Genomic DNA, 22,960 nt, shown 5'->3' with positions numbered 1-22,960 from the left:
GGCCAGGCCGCCGCCGACCAGCACGGCACGATCCCCATCCTCGGCGTCCTCATCCCCTGGGCCCGCACCATCTGCGACACCCGCCGCCTCAACCCCCCCCCCCCCCCCCCCCCCCCCCCCCCCCCCCCGGGCGCCCCCCCCCCCCCCCCCCCCCCCCCCCCCCCCCCCGCGGGCGGGCCCCCCCCCCCCCCCCCCCCCCCTTCTCGCGTTCGTCGTGACGGGAGCGGTGTCACCGGCCCCCGGACGGAGCCGGCAGCCGCGCGCCCGGCTTGTGCACCGGCACGTCCTCACCGTCCGAGCCGACGACCGTCCGGTCGCCGAGCGGCTTGTCGAGCGGCACCGTCCGCTCGTACTCCTTGGCGATCAGGATGCAGACCTTGTCCGGGTGCGGGGTCTCGGTCACCTCGACGGTGACCTTCCCGTCGTCCTCCTGCGCCTTCGCGTCGTAGTCGGAGCACACCCCGCCCGTGAAGTGCACGGTCAGCTCGCCGTCGGCGGCCGTGTAACCGCTCACCCGAACGTCCCGCGGCTCCCCGGGCTCCGAGGCCGGCCCGTCGGACGGGGCGGGGGAGGCGGGCGAGGCGGGCGAGGCGGGGGCCGTCGTCGTCAGGTACCTCGGGTCGACCGCCGGGTAGGTGACCGTGACCGCGTCGTCCGCGCCCGGTGCCCGCACCTCGAACAGCCAGGACGGCACCAGGGTCTGCTGCCCCCGCACCGGATGCGCGGCCAGCCCGAACACCGCCTCCTCGACGGTGGAGACCCGCTTCTTCCCCGCCCCGGGTTCGTCCGACGCACCGGTCGGCAGCGCACAGGGCAGGTCCGCCCCGTCCTGATGCGGTACGGGACTCGCACAGCCGCCGATGCCCCCGGCGCCGGTACCGGCACCCGGCGCGTTCAGCAGCGCCAGCGTCTTCTCGGCGTCCAGGACGGGATACGTGTCCCCCTTGACCGGCGTCTTCACCTGGCCGCTGCCGCCGACCACCTCGCCCTGCGCCCCGACGACCACCCCGGTCGTCCAGCCGTACGTGGGCAGCCCGTCCACCTCCGGCGCCGCGTTCACCGCCCGCCGGGCGCCCATGACCTGGCTCGCGTCCAGCTTCGCGTCGTCCTGGCCCAGCGCCTTCAGCACCGGCGCCGCCGCCTTCTTCGCGGCCGCCTCGCCCACCGGGTCGCCGTCGGCCGACGGGGCCTTGCACTCGGGGCCCTTCCCGCAGTTGTCCGTGCGGGGCGTGTAGCGGTGGAAGGTCCAGGTGCCCGGCGCCTTCCGGCCCACCGTGAGCAGCGGCCCGGAACCGTCCTTCGCGTTGCCGACCTTCCACGCCCCGCCCTGGACCCTGGGCGCGCCCTCGATCCCCAGCGCCCCGGCCAGCCGTGCCACCTCGGCCTCGGTGACGTCGCCCTTCGCCCGGTACACGGGCGCCGAGCCGGGGCCCTGCGGGAGCGGCCCGTCGGCGCGGTAGGCGACGCCGTACGGGTCGGGCTCACCGGGCGCGATGCCGTTCGAGCCGCCCTCGGGGGGCGCCGTGTCGTGGTCGTCGAGGGGGAGCGGCGGGGGAGTGCCGTCGCCGGAGGCCCCGGACGCCGTACCGCCGTCCGTGTCGTCCCCGGCGGCGGACGTGGCGAGATAGGCGCCGCCCCCACCCATGAGCAGCACGGCGGCGGCGACCGACGCGACCGCGACCGCCCGGGGGCGCCGCCGCGCGGGACGCCCGGTGCCGGCCTCGCCGGCGGCGTCGTCGTTGTCGGGTCGCTCGGTGTTCACCGCATCGCTCCTTCGGCTGTTACTGGGGACAGCGATGGGACGCGGTGGGCCGGGATCCGGTTCCCGGTGACGGCACGCGTCGCCCGAACGGCCCCCGGGAGCCGCCCGAACGGCCCCGGAGCCGCCCGGCGGCGCTCAGTCGCCGTAGTCCGACATCGCCTCCAGCAGCCGGGCGGACGCCGGAGGCACCCGGACGCCGTGGATGAGGGCGAGCGGCACCGGCCGGGTGGAGGCATCGGCCGGTGCCGACCAGCGCGGGGTCATCCGGGCGCAGTCACCGCGCAGCGACGCCAGGTCGCCGTCCAGGTCGGCCGGGGCGGGGTCGGCGGTCCTCAGGTTCGTCATAACAGAACCGTAGGCACGTCCCGTCCCGTGGAGAAAGTTGTACTACCGGGTAGTTTCGCCTGCTTCAGCCTGGCGACGCCGCCGGGTAGCGTGAACCGTCAACCCGCCTCCCCGCAGGAGAGAGTCCACGCCGTGCGCATCGCAGTCACCGGCTCCATCGCCACCGACCACCTCATGACCTTCCCCGGCCGCTTCTCCGACCAGCTCGTCGCGGACCAGCTGCACACGGTCTCGCTCTCCTTCCTGGTCGACCAGCTGGACGTGCGCCGGGGCGGCGTCGCCGCGAACATCGCCTTCGGCATGGGGCAGCTCGGCACCCGGCCGATCCTGGTCGGCGCGGCCGGCTCGGACTTCGACGAGTACCGGGCCTGGCTGGACCGGCACGGCGTCGACACCGGCTCGGTGCGCATCTCCGAGACCCTCCACACCGCCCGCTTCGTCTGCACCACGGACGCCGACCACAACCAGATCGGCTCGTTCTACACGGGTGCGATGAGCGAGGCCCGCCTCATCGAGCTCAAGACCGTCGCCGACCGCGTGGGCGGTCTCGACCTGGTCTCCATCGGCGCCGACGACCCGGAGGCGATGCTCCGGCACACCGAGGAGTGCCGCACCCGGTCCATCCCCTTCGCCGCCGACTTCTCCCAGCAGATCGCCCGGATGAACGGCGACGAGATCCGGATACTGCTGGACGGGGCGACCTACCTCTTCTCCAACGAGTACGAGAAGGGGCTCATCGAGACCAAGACCGGCTGGACCGACGAGGAGATCCTCGGCCGCGTCGGCCACCGCGTCACCACCCTCGGCGCGCGGGGCGTGCGCATCGAGCGGGTCGGCGAGGAGACCATCGAGGTCGGCGTCCCCGACGAGGAGCGCAAGGCCGACCCCACGGGCGTCGGCGACGCCTTCCGCGCGGGGTTCCTGTCGGGACTGGCGTGGGGAGTCCCGCTGGAGCGGGCGGCGCAGGTCGGCTGCATGCTGGCGACGCTCGTCATCGAGACGGTCGGGACGCAGGAGTACCAGTTGCGGCGCGGGCACTTCATGGAGCGGTTCACGAAGGCGTACGGGGACGAGGCGGCGGGAGAGGTTCAGGCGCACCTGGGGTGAACGCGGGGCGACCAATCGGTTGCCTCGCGAGGAGCGCTGGCGTGTGCGGGTGCGTCGGGGTCGTTCGCGCCCACGCGGCGGAGCCGCACATTGATACAGCCCCGCGCCCCTCAGGGGGCTTACCTGGTCCGGCGGACCAGGTAAGCCGTTCCGCTCTCCGTCTCCTCCTCGCCGGCGTACTCCTGGCCCCGCATCTCGCACCACGCCGGGATGTCCAGGCGGGCGGCCTCGTCGTCGGAGAGGACGCGGACGGTGCCGCCGACGGGGACGTCGCCGATGACCTTGGCCAGTTCGATGACCGGAACGGGGCAGCGCCGGCCCAGCGCGTCCACGACGAGGTCGGGGCCGGCCGCGCGGACGGTCTCCGTCGCGGCCGGCGCCCCGAGCTTCTCGCGCACCGCGGCCACCGTGCCCGGCAGCACCTCGAGGAACCGTTCGACGTCTTCGGCCGGGGTCCCCGTCGGCAGCGACACCCGGACGTTGCCCTCGCTGAGGACGCCCATCGCCCTCAGGACGTGGCTCGGCGTCAGCGTGCTGCTGGTGCAGGACGATCCGGACGACACGGAGAAACCGGCACGGTCCAGCTCGTGCAGCAGAGTCTCCCCGTCGACATAGAGACACGAGAAGGTGACCACCCCGGGCAGCCGGCGCGCCGGATCGCCGACCACCTCCACGTCCGGCACCAGGGCCGGCACCCGGGCCCGGATCCGCTCCGTCAGCTCCCGCAGCCGGACCGCCTCCGCCGCCGCCTCGGCCCGCACCGCCCGCAGCGACGCCGCCGCGGCCACGATCGCCGGCAGGTTCTCGAAGCCGGGTGCCCGCCCCGACTCCCGCTCGTCCCCGGGCCCTTGCGGTGCGAACCGGACCCCCTTGCGTACGACGAGCAGCCCCACTCCCGAGGGCCCGCCCCACTTGTGGGCGCTGCCCGCGAGCAACGACCAGTCGCCCTCGACCCGTCCCCAGGCCAGCGACTGGGCCGCGTCCACCAGCAGCGGCACCCCCGCCGCCCGGCAGGCCGCCGCCACCTCCGTCACCGGCTGCTCGGTGCCCACCTCGTGGTTGGCCGACTGGAGACAGGCCAGCGCCGTGTCCTCGCGCAGGGCGGCCGCGTACCCCGCCGGGTCCACCGCGCCCGTCCGGTCCACGGGGACCTGGGTGACGCTCCCGCCGCCGGCCTCGTGCACCTCGGCCGCGTGCAGTACGGAGGAGTGTTCGACGGCTGACACGATCAGGTGACTTCCGACGCGTCGTCGCCCGGCCAGTGCCCCCGCCACCCCTGAATGCACGGCCCGTGTCCCCGAGGGCGTGAACACCAGCTCGTCCGCCCGGCACCCCACAGCCTCGGCCGCCGCCTCCCGAGCGGCATCCAGCAGCAACCGCGCCCGCCGCCCCTCCCGGTACAAGCGGGCGGGATCGGCCCACCCCTCGTCGAGAGACGCCAACAGCGCCTGCCGGGCAACGGGATGAAGGGGAGCGGCAGAAGCTGCGTCGAAGTAGGCCACGGGTCAACGCTAGAACGCCGGGGGCCGCAACGCCCCGTCAGGGGCGCGGGGAACCGCGCAAACAACCGCAACGGGCCGTCAGCCGCCAACGACACCGCACCATCCCGCCCCGCGGGCGCCCCCGTCCCACCCTTAAAGAGTGACCCCCGGCGCGTATGCCACCCTCCCCGCGACCCCCCGGAAGGCGTCGGCTAGGGTTTGGTCCGCATAAACATCAAACCCCTGCCCGACGCAGGGCGGCGACCGACCAGCGAGAAGGCAGGCCGCAGCCAACCGCGCGGGCGAGACTCTCGGGAAGGCGCTACGTGAGTCCCAACGGCTCCGACCGCTCGCCGCGGCGCCCGATGCGGCGGAAGCTGCTGCAGGCACTGACCGCGGGCCTGGTCCTGGCGACCGCCACCGGTTGCACATACGAGGACTTCCCCCGCCTCGGCATGCCCACCCCCACCACGGAAGAGGCTCCGCGGATCCTCTCCCTGTGGCAGGGCTCGTGGGCAGCCGCGCTGGCCACCGGCGTGCTGGTGTGGGGCCTGATCCTGTGGAGTGTCTTCTTCCACCGGCGCAGCCGCACCAAGGTCGAGGTCCCTCCGCAGACCAGGTACAACCTGCCCATCGAGGCGCTGTACACCATGGTTCCGCTCGTCATCGTCTCGGTGCTGTTCTACTTCACCGCGCGCGACGAGTCCGATCTCATGAGCCTCAACAAGAAGCCCGACCTCACGGTCAACGTGGTCGGCTTCCAGTGGAGCTGGTGCTTCAACCACATCGAGGACGTCCCGGGCTCCACCGGCGACGCCAAGACCTCCAAGGAACTGGCCGGCATCCCGGACCGGTTCATCGAGGACTTCCCGGCCAACGCGGGCGGTGTCTACGACTGCGGTACCCCCGGCACGGAGAACCCGCAGACCGGCAACCCCGGCCCGACCCTCTGGCTCCCCAAGGGCAAGACGGTCCGCTTCGTCCTGACCTCGCGTGACGTCATCCACTCCTTCTGGGTGGTGCCGTTCCTCATGAAGCAGGACGTGATCCCGGGCCACACCAACGCCTTCGAGGTGACCCCCAACAAGGAGGGGACCTTCCTGGGCAAGTGCGCCGAGCTGTGCGGCGTGGACCACTCCCGGATGCTGTTCAACGTCAAGGTCGTCTCCCCGGAGCGCTACGAGCAGCACCTCCAGGACCTCGCGAAGAAGGGGCAGACCGGTTACGTTCCCGCGGGCATCGCTCAGACGAGCCACGAGAAGAACCGGGAGACGAACAACCTGTGAGCATCCTCAACGAACCCCAGGGTGCCTCGGCAGCGGAGGACTCGTACGAGAACGAGCTGCCGGTACGGCGCAAGCAGCCCGGCAACGTCGTGGTCAAGTGGTTGACGACCACCGACCACAAGACCATCGGCACGATGTACCTGGTGACGTCGTTCGCGTTCTTCGTGATCGGCGGCGTGATGGCGCTGTTCATGCGCGCCGAGCTGGCCCGGCCCGGGCTGCAGATCATGTCGAACGAGCAGTTCAACCAGGCGTTCACGATGCACGGCACGATCATGCTGCTGATGTTCGCGACGCCGCTGTTCGCGGGCTTCGCGAACTGGATCATGCCGCTGCAGATCGGCGCGCCGGACGTGGCGTTCCCGCGGCTGAACATGTTCGCCTACTGGCTGTACCTGTTCGGCTCGACCATCGCGGTGGGCGGCTTCCTGACGCCGCAGGGCGCGGCGGACTTCGGCTGGTTCGCGTACTCGCCGCTGTCCGACGCGGTGCACTCGCCCGGCATCGGCGGTGACCTGTGGATCATGGGTCTGGCCTTCTCCGGCTTCGGCACCATCCTCGGCTCGGTCAACTTCATCACCACGATCATCTGCATGCGTGCGCCGGGCATGACCATGTTCCGCATGCCGATCTTCACCTGGAACGTGCTGCTGACCGGTGTGCTGGTCCTGCTGGCCTTCCCGGTGCTGGCCGCGGCCCTGTTCGCGCTGGAGGCCGACCGCAAGTTCGGTGCCCACATCTTCGACTCGTCCAACGGCGGAGCGTTGCTGTGGCAACACCTGTTCTGGTTCTTCGGGCATCCGGAGGTGTACATCATCGCGTTGCCGTTCTTCGGCATCGTCAGTGAGATCATCCCGGTCTTCTCCCGCAAGCCGATCTTCGGCTACATGGGCCTGATCGGCGCCACCATCGCGATCGCGGGTCTGTCGGTGACGGTGTGGGCCCACCACATGTACGTCACGGGCGGCGTGCTCCTGCCGTTCTTCTCCTTCATGACCTTCCTGATCGCGGTCCCGACCGGTGTGAAGTTCTTCAACTGGATCGGCACCATGTGGAAGGGCTCACTGTCCTTCGAGACACCGATGCTGTGGTCCACCGGCTTCCTGATCACCTTCCTCTTCGGTGGTCTGACCGGTGTCATCCTCGCCTCGCCGCCGCTGGACTTCCACGTCTCGGACTCGTACTTCGTGGTGGCGCACTTCCACTACGTGGTGTTCGGCACCGTGGTGTTCGCGATGTTCGCCGGCTTCCACTTCTGGTGGCCGAAGTTCACCGGCAAGATGCTGGACGAGCGTCTGGGCAAGATCACGTTCTGGACGCTGTTCGTCGGCTTCCACGGCACCTTCCTGGTCCAGCACTGGCTGGGCGCCGAGGGCATGCCGCGCCGTTACGCCGACTACCTGGCGGCGGACGGCTTCACCGCCCTGAACACGATCTCGACGATCAGCTCGTTCCTGCTCGGCATGTCGCTGCTGCCGTTCTTCTACAACATCTGGAAGACCGCCAAGTACGGCAAGAAGATCGAGGTGGACGACCCGTGGGGCTACGGCCGTTCGCTGGAGTGGGCGACCTCCTGCCCGCCGCCGCGGCACAACTTCCTCACGCTGCCGCGCATCCGCAGTGAATCCCCCGCCTTCGACCTGCACTACCCCGAGATCGCCGCGCTCGATCAGCTGGAGAACGTCGGTCACGGTGAGAAGGCCCTCGCCGGCGGCAAGGAGGCCGGGAAGTGAAGATCCAGGGCAAGATTTTCATCTGGCTGAGCGTCTTCCTCCTCGTGGTGGCGGTCGTCTACGGCTACTGGTCGAAGGAGCCGGCGGGCACCACGGCGCTCTTCCTGGCCTTCGGCCTGGCCATCATGGTCGGCTTCTACCTCGCCTTCACGGCGCGGCGGGTCGACGTGGGCGCGCAGGACAACACCGAGGCGGACGTCGCGGACGACGCCGGTGAGGTCGGGTTCTTCAGCCCGCACAGCTGGCAGCCGCTGGCGCTCGGCATCGGCGGAGCGTTCGCCTTCATGGGCGTGGCCCTCGGCTGGTGGCTGATGTACTTCTCGGCACCGATCCTCCTGATCGGCCTGTTCGGCTGGGTCTTCGAGTACTACCGCGGTGAGAACCGCACCCAGTAGCACGCGCCGAGCGACAAGGGGCCCGGACACTCCGTCAGGAGCGTCCGGGCCCCTTCGTTCGCCGCAGCGTCCCTCACTCTTCCGGCTTATCCACCGTGCCGCCGTTGACGTCTCTCCCTAGCGTGGGCTCATGAGCAACACGGTTCACTTCCAGGCGCGGGGGCGTACGGTCGTCGGCTGCACTCTGCTGGTGATCGCCCTCGGCGCGAGCGTCACCGCCTGCAGCGGCGACGACAACCCACTGTCCGCCACCCCCTACGACGCGGCCGGCCAGATCTCCTTCAACGGCCCCACGGACGCCGGGAAGAAGGCCGACCCGGACAAACCCCTGGAGGTGGTCGCCGAGGGCGCCGACGGGCGCATCACGGACGTCACGGCCATGGACGCGACCGGACGCTACGTCGCGGGCGAGCTGTCGGCCGACGGTGCCCGCTGGCACAGCACCTCGCCGCTGGCCGCCAACGCCAGTTACACGGTGCGCGTCAGCACCGAGGACGCGGACGGGGCGCCCGGCCGCAAGGTGCTCACCTTCGACACCGGGAAGCCCGGCGCCAAGAAGGCACTGGACGTCGTCTTCGGGCCCAAGGCGGGCGCGTACGGCGTCGGCCAGCCCGTCACGGCGGAACTGAGCCAGCCGGTCAAGGACCCGGCCCAGCGGGCGATAGTGGAGCGCGCCCTGAAGGTGGACTCCACGCCCGCGGTGCAGGGCGCCTGGTACTGGGTGGACGACAAGAAGCTCCACTACCGGCCGGAGGACTACTGGCCCGCCCACGCCACCATCAAGGTCCACAGCACCCTGGACGGCATCAAGATCGGCGACCGGATGTGGGGCGGCAAGGCCAAGCCCTTGAAGATCACCACGGACGACCGCGTCGTCGCCGTCACCGACGCCGCCGCGCACACGCTCACGGTCTACAAGGACGGCGAGGAGATCCGGCAGCTCCCGGTCACCACCGGCAAGCCCGGCTTCGAGACCCGCGACGGGGTCAAGGTCGTTCTCGGCAAGGAACCCTTCGTACGCATGCGCAGCAGCACCGTCGGCATCGCCGAGGGCTCCTCGGAGTCGTACGACCTGCCGGTCTACTGGGCCACCCGCGTGACCTGGAGCGGCGAGTACGTGCACGCCGCCCCCTGGTCCGTCGGCTCCCAGGGCATCGCCAACGTCAGCCACGGCTGCGTCGGCATGAGCACCGACAACGCGGAGTGGTTCTTCAACGCGGTCCAGGAGGGCGACATCGTCGAGGTCGTCAACTCGGGCGGCGAGACGATGGAGCCCTTCGGCAACGGCTTCGGCGACTGGAACATGGACTGGACGAAGTGGCGCACGGGCAGCGCCCTGACGGGCGGCACGGGCACCGCGTCCGGCACGGGGGAGCAGGCCAGGCTGAGACCGGAGAGCGTCTAGGGGCGCCTGGGAGCAGCCAACCTCAGGGGCGCGGGGCTGTATCGATGTGCGGCTCCGCCGAGGGGGCGCGAACAACCACGACGGCGCCGCACCCGCCGAAGCGACCCGCACTCCGAGCCCGGAGGCGCTCCTAAACCCCCTGCAGCCGCTTCTCCCGCAGCAGCGCGGCCAGCGCACCCGCGAACTCCACCGGCTCCACCGGCAGTGTCACAGCCGCCTCCGCCCGGCTCCAGGTCGCCAGCCACGCGTCCTGCGGCCGTGCGATGAGCAGCAGCACCGGCGGGCACTGGAAGACCTCGTCCTTGATCTGGCGGCACACGCCCATCCCGCCCATGGGCACGGCCTCGCCGTCCAGGACGCAGACGTCGATCCCGCCCTCGTCCAGCTGCTTGAGCACCGCGGCCGGGGTCGCGCACTCCACGAACTCGACCACGGGCACGTCCGGGGCCGGCCGGCGGCCGGTCGCGAGCCGCACCTGTTCGCGGGTGTTGGAGTCGTCGCTGTAGACCAGCACCGTGGCGGTCGCCTGCATGCTTCCTCCGATACGCGGTGAGACCGGTGAGGGCCGTCGTGGCCCGTGGGCCGGATGCTACCCCCTCGAACGCCCCGTCAGCACTGGTTCGGACAGGGCTTCGACGGGCCGTTCGATGGGCCATCCGGGCCGTACAAGCAGGGGGAACACACCGAACGGCACCCCCCGGGGTGAGGGCGGGATAAGCGACCGACATAATGTCGGTCGTGGCGACAGCAACGACAGTAGAAACCGGGCACGCGCACCCGTCGGTCAACCGGCCGAACCTCACCAGCGTCGGAACCATCATCTGGTTGAGTTCCGAGCTGATGTTCTTCGCGGCCCTCTTCGCGATGTACTTCACCCTGCGATCGGTGACGGGCCCGGACTTCTGGTCCGAGAAGGCCCACGCGCTGAACGTTCCGTTCTCCGCGACGAACACCACGATCCTGGTGCTCTCCTCCCTCACCTGCCAGCTCGGCGTGTTCGCGGCCGAGCGCGGTGACGTGAAGAAGCTCCGGATGTGGTTCATCGTCACCTTCGTGATGGGTGCGATCTTCATCGGCGGTCAGGTGTTCGAGTACACCGAACTGGTCAAGAAGGACGGGATCTCCCTGTCCTCCGACCCGTACGGCTCGGCGTTCTACCTGACCACCGGCTTCCACGGACTGCACGTGACGGGCGGACTGATCGCCTTCCTGCTGGTCCTCGGCCGCACCTACGCGGCCCGGAGGTTCACCCACGAGCAGGCGACCGCCGCCATCGTCGTGTCCTACTACTGGCACTTCGTCGATGTGGTCTGGATCGGCCTGTTCGCCACGATCTACCTGATCAAGTAGTCGCGGCACGCACCCGCGCAATACCAGAAGCATCGACGCAGAAGATCCTGACACCGGGGTAATCCGTGAAAAAGCTCTCCGCACGACGACGCCATCCGCTGGCGGCACTCGTCGTCCTACTCCTCGCGCTGGCATGCACAGGGGGGCTGTACGCCGCGTTCGCACCCGCGAGCAAGGCGCAGGCCGATGAAACCGCCCAGTCCCTCGCCATCGACGAGGGCAAGAAGCTCTACGCCGTCGGCTGTGCCAGTTGCCACGGCACCGGAGGGCAGGGCACCACCGACGGCCCGAGCCTGGTCGGCGTGGGCGCCGCGGCCGTCGACTTCCAGGTGGGCACCGGCCGTATGCCGGCCCAGCAGCCCGGCGCGCAGGTCCCGAAGAAGAAGGTCATCTACTCCCAGGCGGAGATCGACCAGCTCGCGGCCTACATCGCCTCGCTGGGTGCCGGTCCGGCCGTCCCCTCGGAGGAGAAGTACGGCCCCGAGGGCGCGGACATCGCCAAGGGCGGTGAGCTGTTCCGCACCAACTGCGCGCAGTGCCACAACTTCACCGGCAAGGGCGGCGCCCTGACGCACGGCAAGTACGCGCCGACCCTCGAGGGTGTCGACCCGAAGCACATCTACGAGGCCATGCAGACCGGCCCGCAGAACATGCCCTCCTTCCCCGACACCACGCTGTCGGAGCAGAACAAGAAGGACATCATCGCCTACCTGGACGCGGTCAACGGTGACGAGACCGTGGACCCGGGCGGTCTTTCGCTCGGCGGCCTCGGGCCGGTCAGCGAGGGCCTGTTCGGCTGGATCTTCGGCCTCGGTGCCTGCATCGCCGTCGCCGTGTGGGTCGCCGCTCGGACCGCAAAGGCCAAGAAGTCATGAGTAGCCAAGACATTCCAGAAGAGAACCTGCCCGCTGAGCAGGGCAGCACGCACGGCACGCCGAAGCCCGCGGACGACAGGAACCCGTTCGCGGACCCGGGACTGCCGCCCCACGAGCACCGGATCCAGGACGTCGACGAGCGGGCCGCCAAGCGGTCCGAGCGCACGGTCGCCCTGCTGTTCACGGTGTCGATGCTGGCCACCATCGGCTTCATCGCCTCGTTCGTCGCGATCCCGCACGACAAGTCGATCTTCGTCTTCCCGCTCGGACACATCAACGCGATGAACTTCGCGCTGGGTCTGACCCTGGGCGTGGCGCTCTTCACCATCGGCGCGGGCGCCGTCCACTGGGCGCGCACCCTGATGTCCGACGAGGAGGTCGCCGACGAGCGGCACCCGATCGAGGCCGACCCCGAGACCCGTGCGAAGGTCCACGCGGACTTCAAGCAGGGCGCCAAGGAGTCGGTGATCGGCCGGCGCAAGCTGATCCGCAACACGATGCTGGGCGCGCTCACGCTGGTGCCGCTCTCCGGCGTCGTCCTGCTGCGCGACCTCGGCCCGCTGCCCGGGACGAAGCTCCGCCACACGCTGTGGTCCAAGGGCAAGCTGCTCGTCAACATGAACACGAACGAGCCGATGCGTCCGTCGGACATCGGGGTCGGTTCCCTCACCTTCGCCAAGCCCGAGGGCCTGGAGGAGCACGACCACGACTTCCAGAACGAGATCGCCAAGGCGGCCCTGATGATCATCCGGCTGGAGCCGGACTCCATCAAGGACAAGCGCGAGCTCGAGTGGTCGCACGAGGGCATCGTGGCGTACTCGAAGATCTGCACCCACGTCGGTTGCCCGATCTCGCTGTACGAGCAGCAGACGCACCACGCGCTCTGCCCCTGCCACCAGTCCACCTTCGACCTTGCCGACGGCGCCCGGGTCATCTTCGGTCCCGCCGGTCACCCGCTGCCGCAGCTGCGCATCGGTGTGAACGACGAGGGGTACCTCGAGGCGCTCAGCGACTTCGAGGAGCCCGTCGGTCCTGCATTCTGGGAGCGCGGATGAGTACTGCAGCCAACGACGCACCCCGCTCTCGCGGGAAGGCACCGGCCGGCGAACGCGTCGCCGACTGGGCCGACGGCCGGCTGGGGATCTACTCCCTGGCCAAGGCCAACATGCGCAAGATCTTCCCCGACCACTGGTCGTTCATGCTGGGCGAGGTCTGCCTCTACAGCTTCATCATCATCATCCTCACGGGTGTGTACCTGACGCTGTTCTTCCACCCGTCGATGAACGAGGTCACGTACCACGGCTCGTACGTCCCCATGCAGGGACAGCTGATGAGCGAGGCGTACAAGTCGACGCTCGACATCAGCTTCGACGTGCGCGGCGGTCTGCTGATCCGGCAGATCCACCACTGGGCGGCGATCATCTTCCTCGCCGGCATGTTCGTGCACATGATGCGCGTCTTCTTCACCGGCGCGTTCCGCAAGCCGCGTGAGATCAACTGGCTGTTCGGCTTCCTGCTGTTCGTCCTCGGCATGTTCACCGGTTTCACCGGCTACTCGCTCCCGGACGACCTGCTCTCCGGCACCGGTGTCCGCTTCACCCAGGGCGCGATCCTGTCCATGCCGATCGTCGGCACGTACATCTCGATGTTCCTGTTCGGCGGGGAGTTCCCCGGGACCGACTTCGTCGCCCGGTTCTACTCGATCCACATCCTGCTGCTGCCGGGCATCATGCTCGGACTCGTGGTCGGCCACCTGATCCTGGTCTTCTACCACAAGCACACGCAGTTCGCGGGTCCCGGCAAGACCAACAAGAACGTCGTCGGCATGCCGCTGCTGCCGGTGTACATGGCGAAGGCGGGAGGCTTCTTCTTCCTGGTCTTCGGTGTCATCGCGGCGGTCGCCGGCATCGTGTCGGTCAACCCGATCTGGGCCATCGGCCCCTACCGTCCGGACCAGGTGTCGACCGGCGCCCAGCCCGACTGGTACATGGGCTTCGCCGAGGGCCTGGTCCGCGCCATGCCTGGCTGGGAGATCAACTTCTGGGGTCACACACTGGTCCTCGGTGTGTTCATCCCGCTGGTGATCTTCGGTATCTTCCTCGCGCTCATCGCGCTCTACCCGTTCATCGAGTCGTGGGTGACCGGGGACAAGCGCGAGCACCACATCCTGGACCGGCCGCGCAACGCCCCGACCCGTACGGCCTTCGGCGTCGCCTGGGTCACCGCGTACATGATCATGCTGATCGGTGGTGGCAACGACATCGTCGCCACGCACTTCCACCTGTCGATCAACGCGGTCACCTGGTTCGTGCGGATCGGCTTCTTCCTCGGCCCGGTCATCGCGTTCGTCATCACCAAGCGGATCTGCCTCGGCCTCCAGCGCCGGGACAAGGAGAAGGTGCTGCACGGCCGCGAGTCGGGCATCATCAAGCGCCTGCCGCACGGTGAGTTCATCGAGGTCCACGAGCCGCTCAGCCAGGAGCAGCTGCACACGCTCACGGCGCACGAGCAGTACGAGCCGGCCGAGATCGGCCCCACGGTCGACGAGAACGGCGTCGAGCGCAAGGTGAAGGGCAGCGAGAAGCTCCGCGCCAAGCTCAGCGAGGCCTACTTCGGCGAGGAGTCGCAGATTCCGAAGCCGACCGTCGACGAGTACAAGGAGATCACGAGCGGCCACGGCCACCACTGACCCTCCAGCGTCGCCACACCACGCTCGAAGGGCCCCGTCCGTTCCTCGGACGGGGCCCTTCGAGCGTGTCCGGGCTGGATAGGGTGGAAGCGCAATCCCCCGTCCAGGACTTTTCCGCCACACACACGATTCAGGAGCGGCTCATGAGCGCTGTGACCCCCGCTGGAGGCGACACCGCGGCGGGCCGCTCCTGGCCCGCCCTGCTGAACGGGCTGCTGGACGGCCGTGACCTGTCCTCGGACGAGACCGCCTGGGCGCTGGACGTGATCATGCGCGGCGAGGCGACCGACGTGCAGATCGCCGGCTTCGCGGTGGCCCTGAGATCCAAGGGGGAGACCGTCGAGGAGATCTCCGGTCTCGTCCGCACGATGTACGACCACGCCAAGGTGATCGAGGTGCCGGGGGAGACCGTCGACATCGTCGGCACCGGCGGCGACGGCGCCAAGACGGTCAACATCTCCACCATGTCCGCGATCGTCGTGGCCGGTACGGGGGCGAAGGTCGTCAAGCACGGCAGCCGTGCCGCCTCCTCCGCGTCCGGGGCCTCCGACGTCCTGGAGAAGCTCGGGGTCAATCTGGAGCTGACGCCGAAGCGGGTGGCGGAGGTCGCCGAGGAGGCCGGCATCACCTTCTGCTTCGCGGTGAAGTTCCACCCGGCCCTGCGCCATGTGGCGACGGCCCGCGGCCAGCTCGGCATCCGCACGGTGTTCAACTTCCTGGGCCCGCTGACCAACCCCGCCCGGGTCCGGGCCCAGGCGATCGGGGTGGCCGACGCCCGGATGGCGCCGATCATCGCCGGTGTCTTCGCCGAGCGCGGCCACTCCTCCCTGGTCTTCCGCGGCGACGACGGCCTCGACGAGCTGACGACGACCGCAACCTCCCACGTCTGGGTGGTACGGGACGGCCGGGTCACCGAGGAGACCTTCGACCCGAGCGACGTCGGCATCGAGGTGGTGCCGGTAGAGGCCCTGCGCGGCGCCGACGCCTCCTACAACGCCGACGTCGCCCGCCGTCTGCTGGCCGGCGAGACGGGCCCGGTACGGGACGCGGTGCTGCTGAACTCGGCGGCGGCCCTGGTGGCCCTGGAGCCGGGCGGGGGACCGCTGGCCGAGCAGATCCGGGCCGGGATGGACCGGGCCGCGGAGTCGATCGACTCGGGCGCGGCCAGGCGCGTCCTGGAGCGCTGGGTGGCGGCGACCCAGGCGTAGGGCTGTCCGGCGGCTCCTGCCGCGAACGCCTCCCCGTGTGACGTGCGTCCCGCGATCCGGACTCGGGTTGCGGGGCGCCGATCACTTCCCCTAAGTTTTTCGACAGGTCATGAGTGACAGTCATGAGGCCCCGGCCGACTGTCCGGCAACCCTCCGTCCGTGGCGGGGTGCCCCGGGTGAAGACCAGGTCGTGGACAGCAAGGTCCACGGCAAGCGCGGACCCCTCGCACGCTTGTGAAAAGTGTGGGGCCAGGGGTCCTGGTCGTCCGAGGGAGTCTCCCGTGAACCAGCGAATGCGATAGGGCCGCAGAGCCCCGCCTCCGCACACCCCTTTTCTCTTCTTTCACAGCGCGCTTCCGCGCGCCGGTTCCTCACGGGAGTCCGCCATGTCCGTACCCGCGCCTGCCTCCGCCACCGCTGTCGCCACCCCGCTGCCCGTCCTCGGCCGGGACGTCACCGTGCCACTCGTCACCGGCGGGGAGGTCACGTACGCCGCGCTCGACTACGCCGCCAGCGCGCCCGCGCTCCAGCGGGTGTGGGACGACGTGTCCGCCTACGCCCCCTACTACGGCAGCGTCCACCGCGGCGCCGGGTACCTGTCGCAGCTGTCGACCGACCTGTTCGAGAACGCCCGCGAGACCGTCGCCGGGTTCCTCGGCTGCCGGGACGACGACCAGGTCGTCTTCACCCGGTCCACCACCGACTCCCTCAACCTGCTCGCCGCCGCGCTGCCCGCCGGGAGCCGGGTCTTCGTCTTCGAGACCGAGCACCACGCCTCGCTGCTGCCCTGGCGGGAGGCCGACGTGACGTACCTGGACGCCCCGCGCACCCCCGCGCAGGCCGTCGAGACCCTGGAGCGGGCCCTGGCCGCCCGTGAGCCCTACGGGCCCGCCCTGGTCTGTGTGACCGGCGCCTCCAACGTCACCGGCGAGCTGTGGCCGGTGCGTGCACTGGCCGCCGCCGCCCACGCGCACGGCGCCCGGATCGTGCTGGACGCCGCCCAGCTCGCCCCGCACCACCCGGTCTCGGTGAGCGAGCTGGACGTGGACTGGGCCGCCTTCTCCGGGCACAAGCTCTACGCCCCCTTCGGCTCCGGTGTGCTGGCCGGACGCGCCGACTGGCTGCGCGAGGCCGAGCCGTACCTCGCCGGCGGCGGCGCCAGCCGCAGGGTGAGCCGGCGTGCCGACGGCGGGGTGGACGTCGAGTGGCACGACAGCGCCGCCCGGCACGAGGCCGGCTCGCCCAACGTCATCGGCGCCTACGCCATCGCGTCCGCCTGCAAGGCGCTCACCGAGGCCGGGTTCGACACGCTGGTCGCCCGCGAGGAGTACCTGATCCGCAAGGTGCGCGAGGGCCTCGCGGAGGTGCCCGAGGTGCGGATCCTCTCCCTCTTCGGCGACGACGCGCCGCGTGTCGGGGTGCTCTCCTTCGTCGTGGAGGGCTGGAACAGCTCGCACTTCGCCGCCGCGCTCTCCGCCGAGTACGGCATCGGGGTGCGCGACGGCCTCTTCTGCGCCCACCCGTTGCTGCGCACCCTGCTCGGCAGCGACCCGCAGGCACAGGGCGAGTGCGGCGCCCCCGAGGCGGCACCCGGCGAGAAGTCCCTCAACGCCGTCCGCGTGAGCTTCGGTGCGGGCACCCCGGACGAGCACGTCGAGCGGTTCGTAGACGCCGTCAGGGAGCTGGTGAGCGACGGCGCCCGGTGGAACTACCGCACCGAGGACGGCCGGTGCGTGCCCGACGGCGCGGCTCGTCCGGTCCAACTCGTCGGTGACGAGGCGGACGGCGGCGGCCCGGGCCGGTGAACGGGTGGCCGGTCCCGGGGCCGAAGCCCTGCTCGTCGAAGTCGCGAACCCGCCGGTCTCCCGGGCGGGCGGGCCGTCGATCCGCCGGCCGGTGTCGCCTCAGTTGTCCAGGCCGATCGCGAAGGCCGCCTCCAGGTCGTGCTGGGAGTACGTGCGGAACGCCACGTGGGTGTCCGTGCCCTCCACGCCGGGGATCTTGCTGATCCGGCCGGGGATGACCTCGGCCAGGTCCTCGTGCCGGCTCACCCGCACCATGGCGATCAGGTCGTAGGTGCCGGTGACGGAGAAGACCTCGCTGACGCTCTCCAGCGCCGCGATCTGCTCCGCGATCTCGGGAATGCTGTCCACGCTGGTCTTGATGAGGACGATCGCGCTGATCACGGCTGGTTCTCTCCCTCGGGCGCCGCCACTGGAACGCCACCAACTCTAGTCGCACGTCCGAACCGCACCCAGGAGAAGGCGAAGCCCAGGCCGAAGCCCACCAGGTGCGCGAGGTAGGCCACCCCCGGACCGTCGCCTGCCCGCCCCGCCGCCAGCCACTGCAGGGCCACCCAGAACGGCAGCACGACCCACGCCGGGAAGCGCAGCGGCAGGAAGAAGAGGAAGGGCAGGAGGCTGGTCACGCGGGCCCGCGGAAAGAGGAACAGGAACGCGCCGAGGACCGCGGAGATCGCCCCCGAGGCGCCGACCAGCGACTCCTGGGAGTGCGCGTTGGCGCCCGCGTAGCCGACCAGGGCCAGGTAGCCGCAGCCGAGGTAGAACAGGGCGAACTGGAGCCGCCCCATCCGTTGCTCGGTCATCGCGCCGAAGACGTAGAGGAAGAGCATGTTGCCCAGCAGGTGCACCCAGCTGCCGTGGACGAACAGCGCCGTGGCCGGGGTGAGCGCGGACCCGGGGGAGTCCTCGAACAGTTCTGCGGGGATCACGCCCCAGCGCCGGAAGTAGGCACGCTGCGCCGCCAGCAGCTCCTCCCCGGTGCCGTACACCGGATTCAGGCCGGCCGCCGGGCTGAGCAGGAACAGCAGACAGCACAGCGTGATCAGCGTGTACGTCACCGGTGCCGCCCGGCGCCGGGGCGGGCGGGCCGGGGCGAGCGTCCCGACCGCCGCGAGCGTTCTGCGGGCCGCGGTGCTCCAGTTGCGGATCATGAACACAGAGCATGACGTAACGGGCGCGAGCGGCCATAGCGCCTCGCCGCCGTGGACACGCGGGCGACGGGTACCCGCCAGGCCGTAGGGTTACGAGCCACACGCACCGGGGGAGCCCGGCGCGTCACCGACACCGGAAGAGAGTGAACAGCCACGATGACGGTTCCCCTGCCGACCGACACGACGCGGTGGCGCTGCACCCTCTGCGGCAACCTCACCCGCTTCGACGTGACCCGGGCCTCGAAGGTCGTCGAGTACGTGCACCTCGATCTGGCCGGCGAGCCGAAGGTGGAGGAGCGCGAGGTGCTCAGTGAGACCATCGAGTCGGTGCGGTGCCGCTGGTGCAACGCCGTGGACCAGGTGGAACTCGTGGACAGGCCGGATGCCGTCTCCTGAGCGGAGCGGCCCCGCACAAGGCGATTCCGGCCCGGGATCGCCCTGAGACATTGGGGTGACGGATGGTGGAGACACACGGCGGGGGGCCGGGCGACGGCGCCGCTGAGGTGCTCGACCGCCCGCTGCCCGACGGCGTGCGCCGCCGGGTCGTGCAGATCGTGTCCGACGGCTTCGGCTCGCTCACCCTCGGCGAGCTGCCCGCCCAGCTGAGGCAGTACGCCAGGTTCGCCCCGAACCGCCGGGCCAAGTTCGCCGGCAACGCCATGGCCGCCGCCGTGGAGACCGACCCGCTCTTCCGGCAGCGCATCGGCGAGAAGCTGCGCGACGCCCAGCCGGAACTGGCCGGCGCCCTGGACGCCGGGTCCACGCTCCCGGCCGCCGACCCCCTCGACGTGGCCGCCGCCGCCTACGTGCTGCGCCCGCACGGCTGGGTCAAGCTGGTGACCGCCGCCGGCGAGGAGGCGCAGCGCGCGGACGCCGAGCGCGCCGACGAGGAGAGCCGCGCCGAGCTGGAGCGGCTGCACGAGGAGCTGGCCCGGGCCCGGGAGCACACCAGGACCGAGACCGAGCGGCTGCGGGCCGAGCTGGACGCGGCGAAGCGGGAGACCGAGTCGCTGCACCGCAAGCTGCGCTCGGCCCTCAGCGACGTCAGGCGCGGCGAGGCGGCGCTGCGCAAGCTCCGGACCGAGACGGACGCCGTCCGCGCCGAGGCGCACACCCAGGTGTCCGCAGCCGAGAGCGAGACCCGCCGGCTCAAGGCGCGCCTGGGAGAGGCCGAGGCCGCCCTGGAGGCCACCCGCAAGGCCGCCCGCGAGGGGCGCAGCGTCGAGGACATGCGCGTGCGGCTGCTTCTGGACACCTTGCTGGACGCCACTCAGGGGCTGCGCCGCGAGCTGGCGCTGCCGCCGGTGTCCGTGCGGCCCGCCGAGACCGTGGACGCGGTCGAGCCCGGCCGGATGACGCCGAAGGACATCGCCAACCGGGCCCTGTCCGAGAACGACCCGGCGATCCTCGACCAGTTGCTGGCGCTGCCCCAGGCGCACCTGGTCGTCGACGGCTACAACGTCACCAAGACCGGCTATCCGCAGATGCCGCTGGAGAAGCAGCGACTGCGGCTGCTGGGCCAGCTCTCCCAGCTCGCCGCGCAGACCGGCGCCGAGATGACCTGTGTCTTCGACGGGGCCGAACTCGTGGCACCCGTGCTGCTCGCGCCGCCGCGCGGGGTCCGGGTGCTGTTCTCCAAGCCCGGCGTCACCGCCGACGAGCTGATCCGCCAGCTGGTGCGGGCCGAGCCGCCGGGCCGGCCGGTCATCGTCGTCTCCACCGACCGCGAGGTCGCCGACGGCGTGGCGCGCGCGGGCGCACGCCCGGTGGCGTCCGCGGTGCTCCTCAAGCGCCTTTCCTAGCCGCCCGTCGCCCTTCGTCGGGTTCCGGTCACTTCTCTTCGCTTCCTTACCAACCGCAACATAGGCGCGGCATGCCCGAATTGACGGAACCGTCACGCAACGTAGTGTCAGATGAGTGTCACTGCAGGTGAGTTGTGGGCAAAAACGCAGTGCGTAACCGTGATTTTTCGGCGGAGGATTTGAACTGATCACGAGTGGGTCACTAGGGTCACCCTTCGAACCCTCGAACGGGTGATCCCTCTCAAGAAGGAGCTCGTCTCCGTGGCGTCCCACCGTCGTCCCAAGCAGCCGAGTCGCACGCGCGTGACCGTGCTCACCACCGCTGCCGCCGCCGCTGTCGCTCTGAGTTCCCAGGCCGCCAACGCCGCCCCGAGCGAGAAGCCGAGCAAGGACGAGGTCAAGGCCAAGGTCGACAAGCTCTACGAGGAGGCCGAGCAGGCCACCGAGAAGTACAACGGCGCCAAGGAGAAGCAGGAGAAGCTCCAGAAGGAGATCTCCACCATCCAGGACAACGTCGCCCGCGGCCAGGAGGAGCTCAACGACCTGCGCGACGGCCTCGGTTCGATGGCCAGCGCCCAGTACCGCTCCGGCGGCATCGACCCCTCCCTGCAACTCTTCCTGTCCGCCGACCCGGACAACTACCTGGACAAGGCCTCCACCCTCGACCAGCTGAGCGGTCAGCAGGTCGAGGCGCTGAAGAAGATCCAGGTCAAGCAGCGCGACCTCGCGCAGCAGCGCTCCGAGGCGTCCGAGAAGCTCAAGGACCTCTCGGCCACCCGCACCGAACTGGGCAAGAAGAAGAAGGAAGTCCAGGGCAAGCTCTCCTCCGCCCAGAAGCTGCTCAACACGCTCACCGCGCAGGAGAAGGCCGCCCTCCAGCAGGAGGAGCAGCGCGCCAACCGCACCAGCGAGCGCCAGGTCCTCACCGGCGGCAAGTCCACCCCCGCCTCCGGCCGGGCCGCCGCCGCGTTCGCCGCCGCCCAGAGCAAGATAGGCACGCCGTACGTCTACGGCGCCACCGGCCCGTCCTCCTTCGACTGCTCGGGCCTGACCTCCTGGGCCTACGCCCAGGCCGGCGTCGGCATCCCGCGCACTTCCCAGGCCCAGACCGGCGCGGGCACCCGCATCTCCTCGATGAGCGACCTCCAGGTCGGCGACCTCGTCTTCTTCTTCAACGACCTGCACCACGTCGGCCTCTACGCCGGCAACAACCAGGTCCTGCACGCGCCGCGCACCGGCACGAACGTCCGCTACGAGTCGATGAGCACCATCGGCGGTCCGTTCATGTTCGGCGTACGCGTCTGACCGTGTGCCGCGCACGGGGCTGAACCGACGCCCCGCGCCACCTGAAGTCACCCCCGCCGTGCCCCCGTTCGAGGGAATCACGGCCGGGCGCTGTGACCCCCCGCCCCGCCGGTGACCTGCGTCAGCGGCGGGGCGTCGCGCTGCGCGGCCCCGGAGGTCGTTGGCCGGTGCCCCGCCGCGGGGTTACTGTCTGCCGCGTTTCCCCGTCCGCCAGCGGAAGGAGTGCGGCTTCCCGTGGGGTCCCATCGCCGCCTTGCACCATCCGGGTTCGACCGTGGCTCCACCGCCGCCGTCGGCCTGCTCTCCGTCGCCGCCGCACTCCTGGGCGCCGTATCGGCCACGGCCGCTCCGCACGACGACCGGCGGGCGGAGGTGGACCGGCTGCACACCGAGGCGGAGCAGGCGACCGAGGCCTACAACAAGGCCGACGCGCGCACCGAGGCGCTGCGCGAGGAGGTCTCCACCGCGCAGGAGTCCATCGCCCGGCAGCAGCAGCACATCAACACCATGCGGGACGCGCTCGGTTCACTGGCCGGCGCCCAGTACCGCTCCGGCGGCATCGACCCGTCGCTGGCGCTGCTGCTCTCCGCCGAACCGGAGGACTACCTCGACCGGGCCTCCGTGCTGGACCGGATCACCACCCGCCGGGCCGGCGAGCTGAAGGAGCTCCAGCAGGCGATGCGCGACCTCGCCCAGGACCGTGCCGAGGCGGCCCGCAAGCTCACCGAGCTGGAGCAGGGCCGCAAGGCGGTGGCCGCGCACAAGAAGACCGTGGAGCGCAAGCTCGCCAAGGCACGCGCACTGCTGGCCGCCCTGCCGGACGACGAACGCGCCGCCTACCAGCGCGGGTCCCGCTCCGGGCGCGAGGACCTGACCGCCCTCGCCGGTGCCGCCCCCGCCTCCGGCCGTGCCGCGGCCGCCTTCGCCGCCGCCCGCTCCGCCCTCGGCAAGCCCTACGTCTGGGGCGCCAACGGCCCCTCCGGCTTCGACTGCTCGGGCCTGACCCAGTGGGCCTACGCGCAGGCCGGCGTCGGCATCCCGCGCACCTCCCAGGCACAGTCCGGCGCCGGGCGACGCGTGTCCCTGTCCGAGGCGCGCCCCGGCGACCTGGTCGCCTACCGCAGCGACGCCAGCCACATCGGCATGTACGCCGGCAACGGCCAGGTCATCCACGCGCCCTACCCCGGCGCACCGGTGCGCTACGACCCGGTCGGCATGATGCCGATCTCCTCGATCACCAGGGTGTGACACCGAGGGGGCGGCG

Annotated in this window: 21 protein-coding genes and 1 riboswitch; of the genes, 15 read left to right on the top strand and 6 right to left on the bottom strand. The window is 70.7% G+C overall.

Annotated features, from left to right (window positions below):
• Nucleotides 1-229 precede the first annotated feature (229 nt).
• Both ACIQFU_RS22175 and ACIQFU_RS22170 read right to left on the bottom strand, forming a co-directional pair.
• A complete protein-coding gene (locus ACIQFU_RS22175) occupies nt 230-1,762 on the bottom strand; it encodes a hypothetical protein (protein ID WP_402553746.1) in 1,533 nt (510 codons plus the stop codon).
• A gap of 135 nt (nt 1,763-1,897) precedes the next feature.
• Entirely contained in the window at nt 1,898-2,107 is a 210-nt protein-coding gene (locus ACIQFU_RS22170) for a hypothetical protein (protein ID WP_402553744.1), read from the bottom strand.
• Between the two features lie 132 nt (nt 2,108-2,239).
• Between ACIQFU_RS22170 and ACIQFU_RS22165 the strand changes: the two genes are divergently transcribed.
• Complete coding sequence (locus tag ACIQFU_RS22165; protein WP_402553743.1) at nt 2,240-3,214, top strand: carbohydrate kinase family protein; 975 nt, start codon at nt 2,240-2,242, stop codon at nt 3,212-3,214.
• A 119-nt stretch (nt 3,215-3,333) separates the two neighbouring features.
• On the opposite strand, the gene ACIQFU_RS22160 is transcribed toward ACIQFU_RS22165, so the two are convergent.
• Nucleotides 3,334-4,716: a cysteine desulfurase/sulfurtransferase TusA family protein gene (locus ACIQFU_RS22160; RefSeq protein WP_402553741.1), complete on the bottom strand. Its 1,383-nt coding sequence runs from the start codon at nt 4,714-4,716 to the stop codon at nt 3,334-3,336.
• 305 nt (nt 4,717-5,021) lie between these two features.
• Between ACIQFU_RS22160 and coxB the strand changes: the two genes are divergently transcribed.
• The 4 genes from coxB to ACIQFU_RS22140 all read left to right on the top strand — a co-directional run bounded on the left by coxB (nt 5,022) and on the right by ACIQFU_RS22140 (nt 9,514).
• On the top strand, nt 5,022-5,981 hold the full coding sequence (gene coxB, locus ACIQFU_RS22155; protein ID WP_011028168.1) for a cytochrome c oxidase subunit II: 960 nt from the start codon (nt 5,022-5,024) through the stop codon (nt 5,979-5,981).
• The gene (gene ctaD / locus ACIQFU_RS22150) at nt 5,978-7,714 is read left to right on the top strand and encodes a cytochrome c oxidase subunit I (RefSeq protein WP_402553740.1); all 1,737 of its coding nucleotides are present in this window, start codon (nt 5,978-5,980) and stop codon (nt 7,712-7,714) included. The genes coxB and ctaD overlap by 4 nt, the downstream gene beginning before the upstream one ends.
• The gene (locus ACIQFU_RS22145; RefSeq protein WP_402553738.1) at nt 7,711-8,109 is read left to right on the top strand and encodes a cytochrome c oxidase subunit 4; all 399 of its coding nucleotides are present in this window, start codon (nt 7,711-7,713) and stop codon (nt 8,107-8,109) included. The genes ctaD and ACIQFU_RS22145 overlap by 4 nt, the downstream gene beginning before the upstream one ends.
• Before the next feature lie 130 nt (nt 8,110-8,239).
• A complete protein-coding gene (locus tag ACIQFU_RS22140) occupies nt 8,240-9,514 on the top strand; it encodes an Ig-like domain-containing protein (protein WP_402553736.1) in 1,275 nt (424 codons plus the stop codon).
• Between the two features lie 130 nt (nt 9,515-9,644).
• On the opposite strand, the gene ACIQFU_RS22135 is transcribed toward ACIQFU_RS22140, so the two are convergent.
• Nucleotides 9,645-10,046 (bottom strand): hypothetical protein, encoded by a 402-nt coding sequence (locus tag ACIQFU_RS22135; RefSeq protein ID WP_402553735.1) that lies wholly within the window; start codon nt 10,044-10,046, stop codon nt 9,645-9,647.
• 197 nt (nt 10,047-10,243) lie between these two features.
• Here ACIQFU_RS22135 and ACIQFU_RS22130 point away from each other — a divergent pair, with 197 nt between their 5' ends.
• From ACIQFU_RS22130 to ACIQFU_RS22105, 6 genes are all read left to right on the top strand, one after another.
• On the top strand, nt 10,244-10,864 hold the full coding sequence (locus ACIQFU_RS22130) for a heme-copper oxidase subunit III (protein WP_030186375.1): 621 nt from the start codon (nt 10,244-10,246) through the stop codon (nt 10,862-10,864).
• A gap of 65 nt (nt 10,865-10,929) precedes the next feature.
• A complete protein-coding gene (locus ACIQFU_RS22125; RefSeq protein WP_402553734.1) occupies nt 10,930-11,739 on the top strand; it encodes a c-type cytochrome in 810 nt (269 codons plus the stop codon).
• Nucleotides 11,736-12,794, top strand: a complete 1,059-nt coding sequence (locus ACIQFU_RS22120; RefSeq protein WP_402553733.1) for a Rieske 2Fe-2S domain-containing protein — start codon at nt 11,736-11,738, stop codon at nt 12,792-12,794. The genes ACIQFU_RS22125 and ACIQFU_RS22120 overlap by 4 nt, the downstream gene beginning before the upstream one ends.
• A complete protein-coding gene (locus ACIQFU_RS22115; protein WP_402553731.1) occupies nt 12,791-14,428 on the top strand; it encodes a cytochrome bc complex cytochrome b subunit in 1,638 nt (545 codons plus the stop codon). Before ACIQFU_RS22120 ends, ACIQFU_RS22115 begins: the two co-directional genes overlap by 4 nt.
• A 143-nt stretch (nt 14,429-14,571) precedes the next feature.
• Entirely contained in the window at nt 14,572-15,636 is a 1,065-nt protein-coding gene (gene trpD / locus ACIQFU_RS22110; protein ID WP_402553729.1) for an anthranilate phosphoribosyltransferase, read from the top strand.
• Nucleotides 15,637-15,741: 105 nt separating this feature from the next.
• Nucleotides 15,742-15,858: riboswitch (SAM riboswitch) on the top strand.
• A gap of 164 nt (nt 15,859-16,022) precedes the next feature.
• The gene (locus tag ACIQFU_RS22105; protein ID WP_402553728.1) at nt 16,023-17,441 is read left to right on the top strand and encodes an aminotransferase class V-fold PLP-dependent enzyme; all 1,419 of its coding nucleotides are present in this window, start codon (nt 16,023-16,025) and stop codon (nt 17,439-17,441) included.
• A gap of 99 nt (nt 17,442-17,540) precedes the next feature.
• Here the strand turns inward: ACIQFU_RS22105 and ACIQFU_RS22100 are convergent, their stop codons facing one another.
• Together ACIQFU_RS22100 and ACIQFU_RS22095 are read right to left on the bottom strand one after the other, a co-directional pair.
• Entirely contained in the window at nt 17,541-17,822 is a 282-nt protein-coding gene (locus ACIQFU_RS22100; RefSeq protein WP_402553726.1) for an Lrp/AsnC family transcriptional regulator, read from the bottom strand.
• Nucleotides 17,819-18,589, bottom strand: coding sequence for a rhomboid family intramembrane serine protease (locus ACIQFU_RS22095; protein ID WP_402553725.1), 771 nt, complete (start codon nt 18,587-18,589; stop codon nt 17,819-17,821). Before ACIQFU_RS22095 ends, ACIQFU_RS22100 begins: the two co-directional genes overlap by 4 nt.
• A gap of 156 nt (nt 18,590-18,745) precedes the next feature.
• Between ACIQFU_RS22095 and ACIQFU_RS22090 the strand changes: the two genes are divergently transcribed.
• The 4 genes from ACIQFU_RS22090 to ACIQFU_RS22075 all read left to right on the top strand — a co-directional run bounded on the left by ACIQFU_RS22090 (nt 18,746) and on the right by ACIQFU_RS22075 (nt 22,944).
• Nucleotides 18,746-18,985, top strand: coding sequence for a hypothetical protein (locus ACIQFU_RS22090; RefSeq protein WP_402553724.1), 240 nt, complete (start codon nt 18,746-18,748; stop codon nt 18,983-18,985).
• 62 nt (nt 18,986-19,047) lie between these two features.
• Nucleotides 19,048-20,391: an NYN domain-containing protein gene (locus ACIQFU_RS22085; protein ID WP_402553722.1), complete on the top strand. Its 1,344-nt coding sequence runs from the start codon at nt 19,048-19,050 to the stop codon at nt 20,389-20,391.
• Nucleotides 20,392-20,652: 261 nt separating this feature from the next.
• Nucleotides 20,653-21,696 carry an NlpC/P60 family protein gene (locus ACIQFU_RS22080; protein WP_402553761.1) on the top strand — a complete coding sequence of 348 codons (1,044 nt, stop codon included), beginning with the start codon at nt 20,653-20,655 and terminating at the stop codon, nt 21,694-21,696.
• A 234-nt stretch (nt 21,697-21,930) separates the two neighbouring features.
• Nucleotides 21,931-22,944 (top strand): NlpC/P60 family protein, encoded by a 1,014-nt coding sequence (locus ACIQFU_RS22075; protein WP_402553720.1) that lies wholly within the window; start codon nt 21,931-21,933, stop codon nt 22,942-22,944.
• The last annotated feature ends 16 nt before the right edge of the window (nt 22,945-22,960 follow it).

The organism is Streptomyces sp. NPDC093065 (assembly GCF_044754585.1).
Taxonomy (GTDB): Bacteria; Actinomycetota; Actinomycetes; order Streptomycetales; family Streptomycetaceae; genus Streptomyces.
Note: the sequence above shows the minus strand (reverse complement) of the source record. Positions and strands in the feature narration are given on the sequence as shown.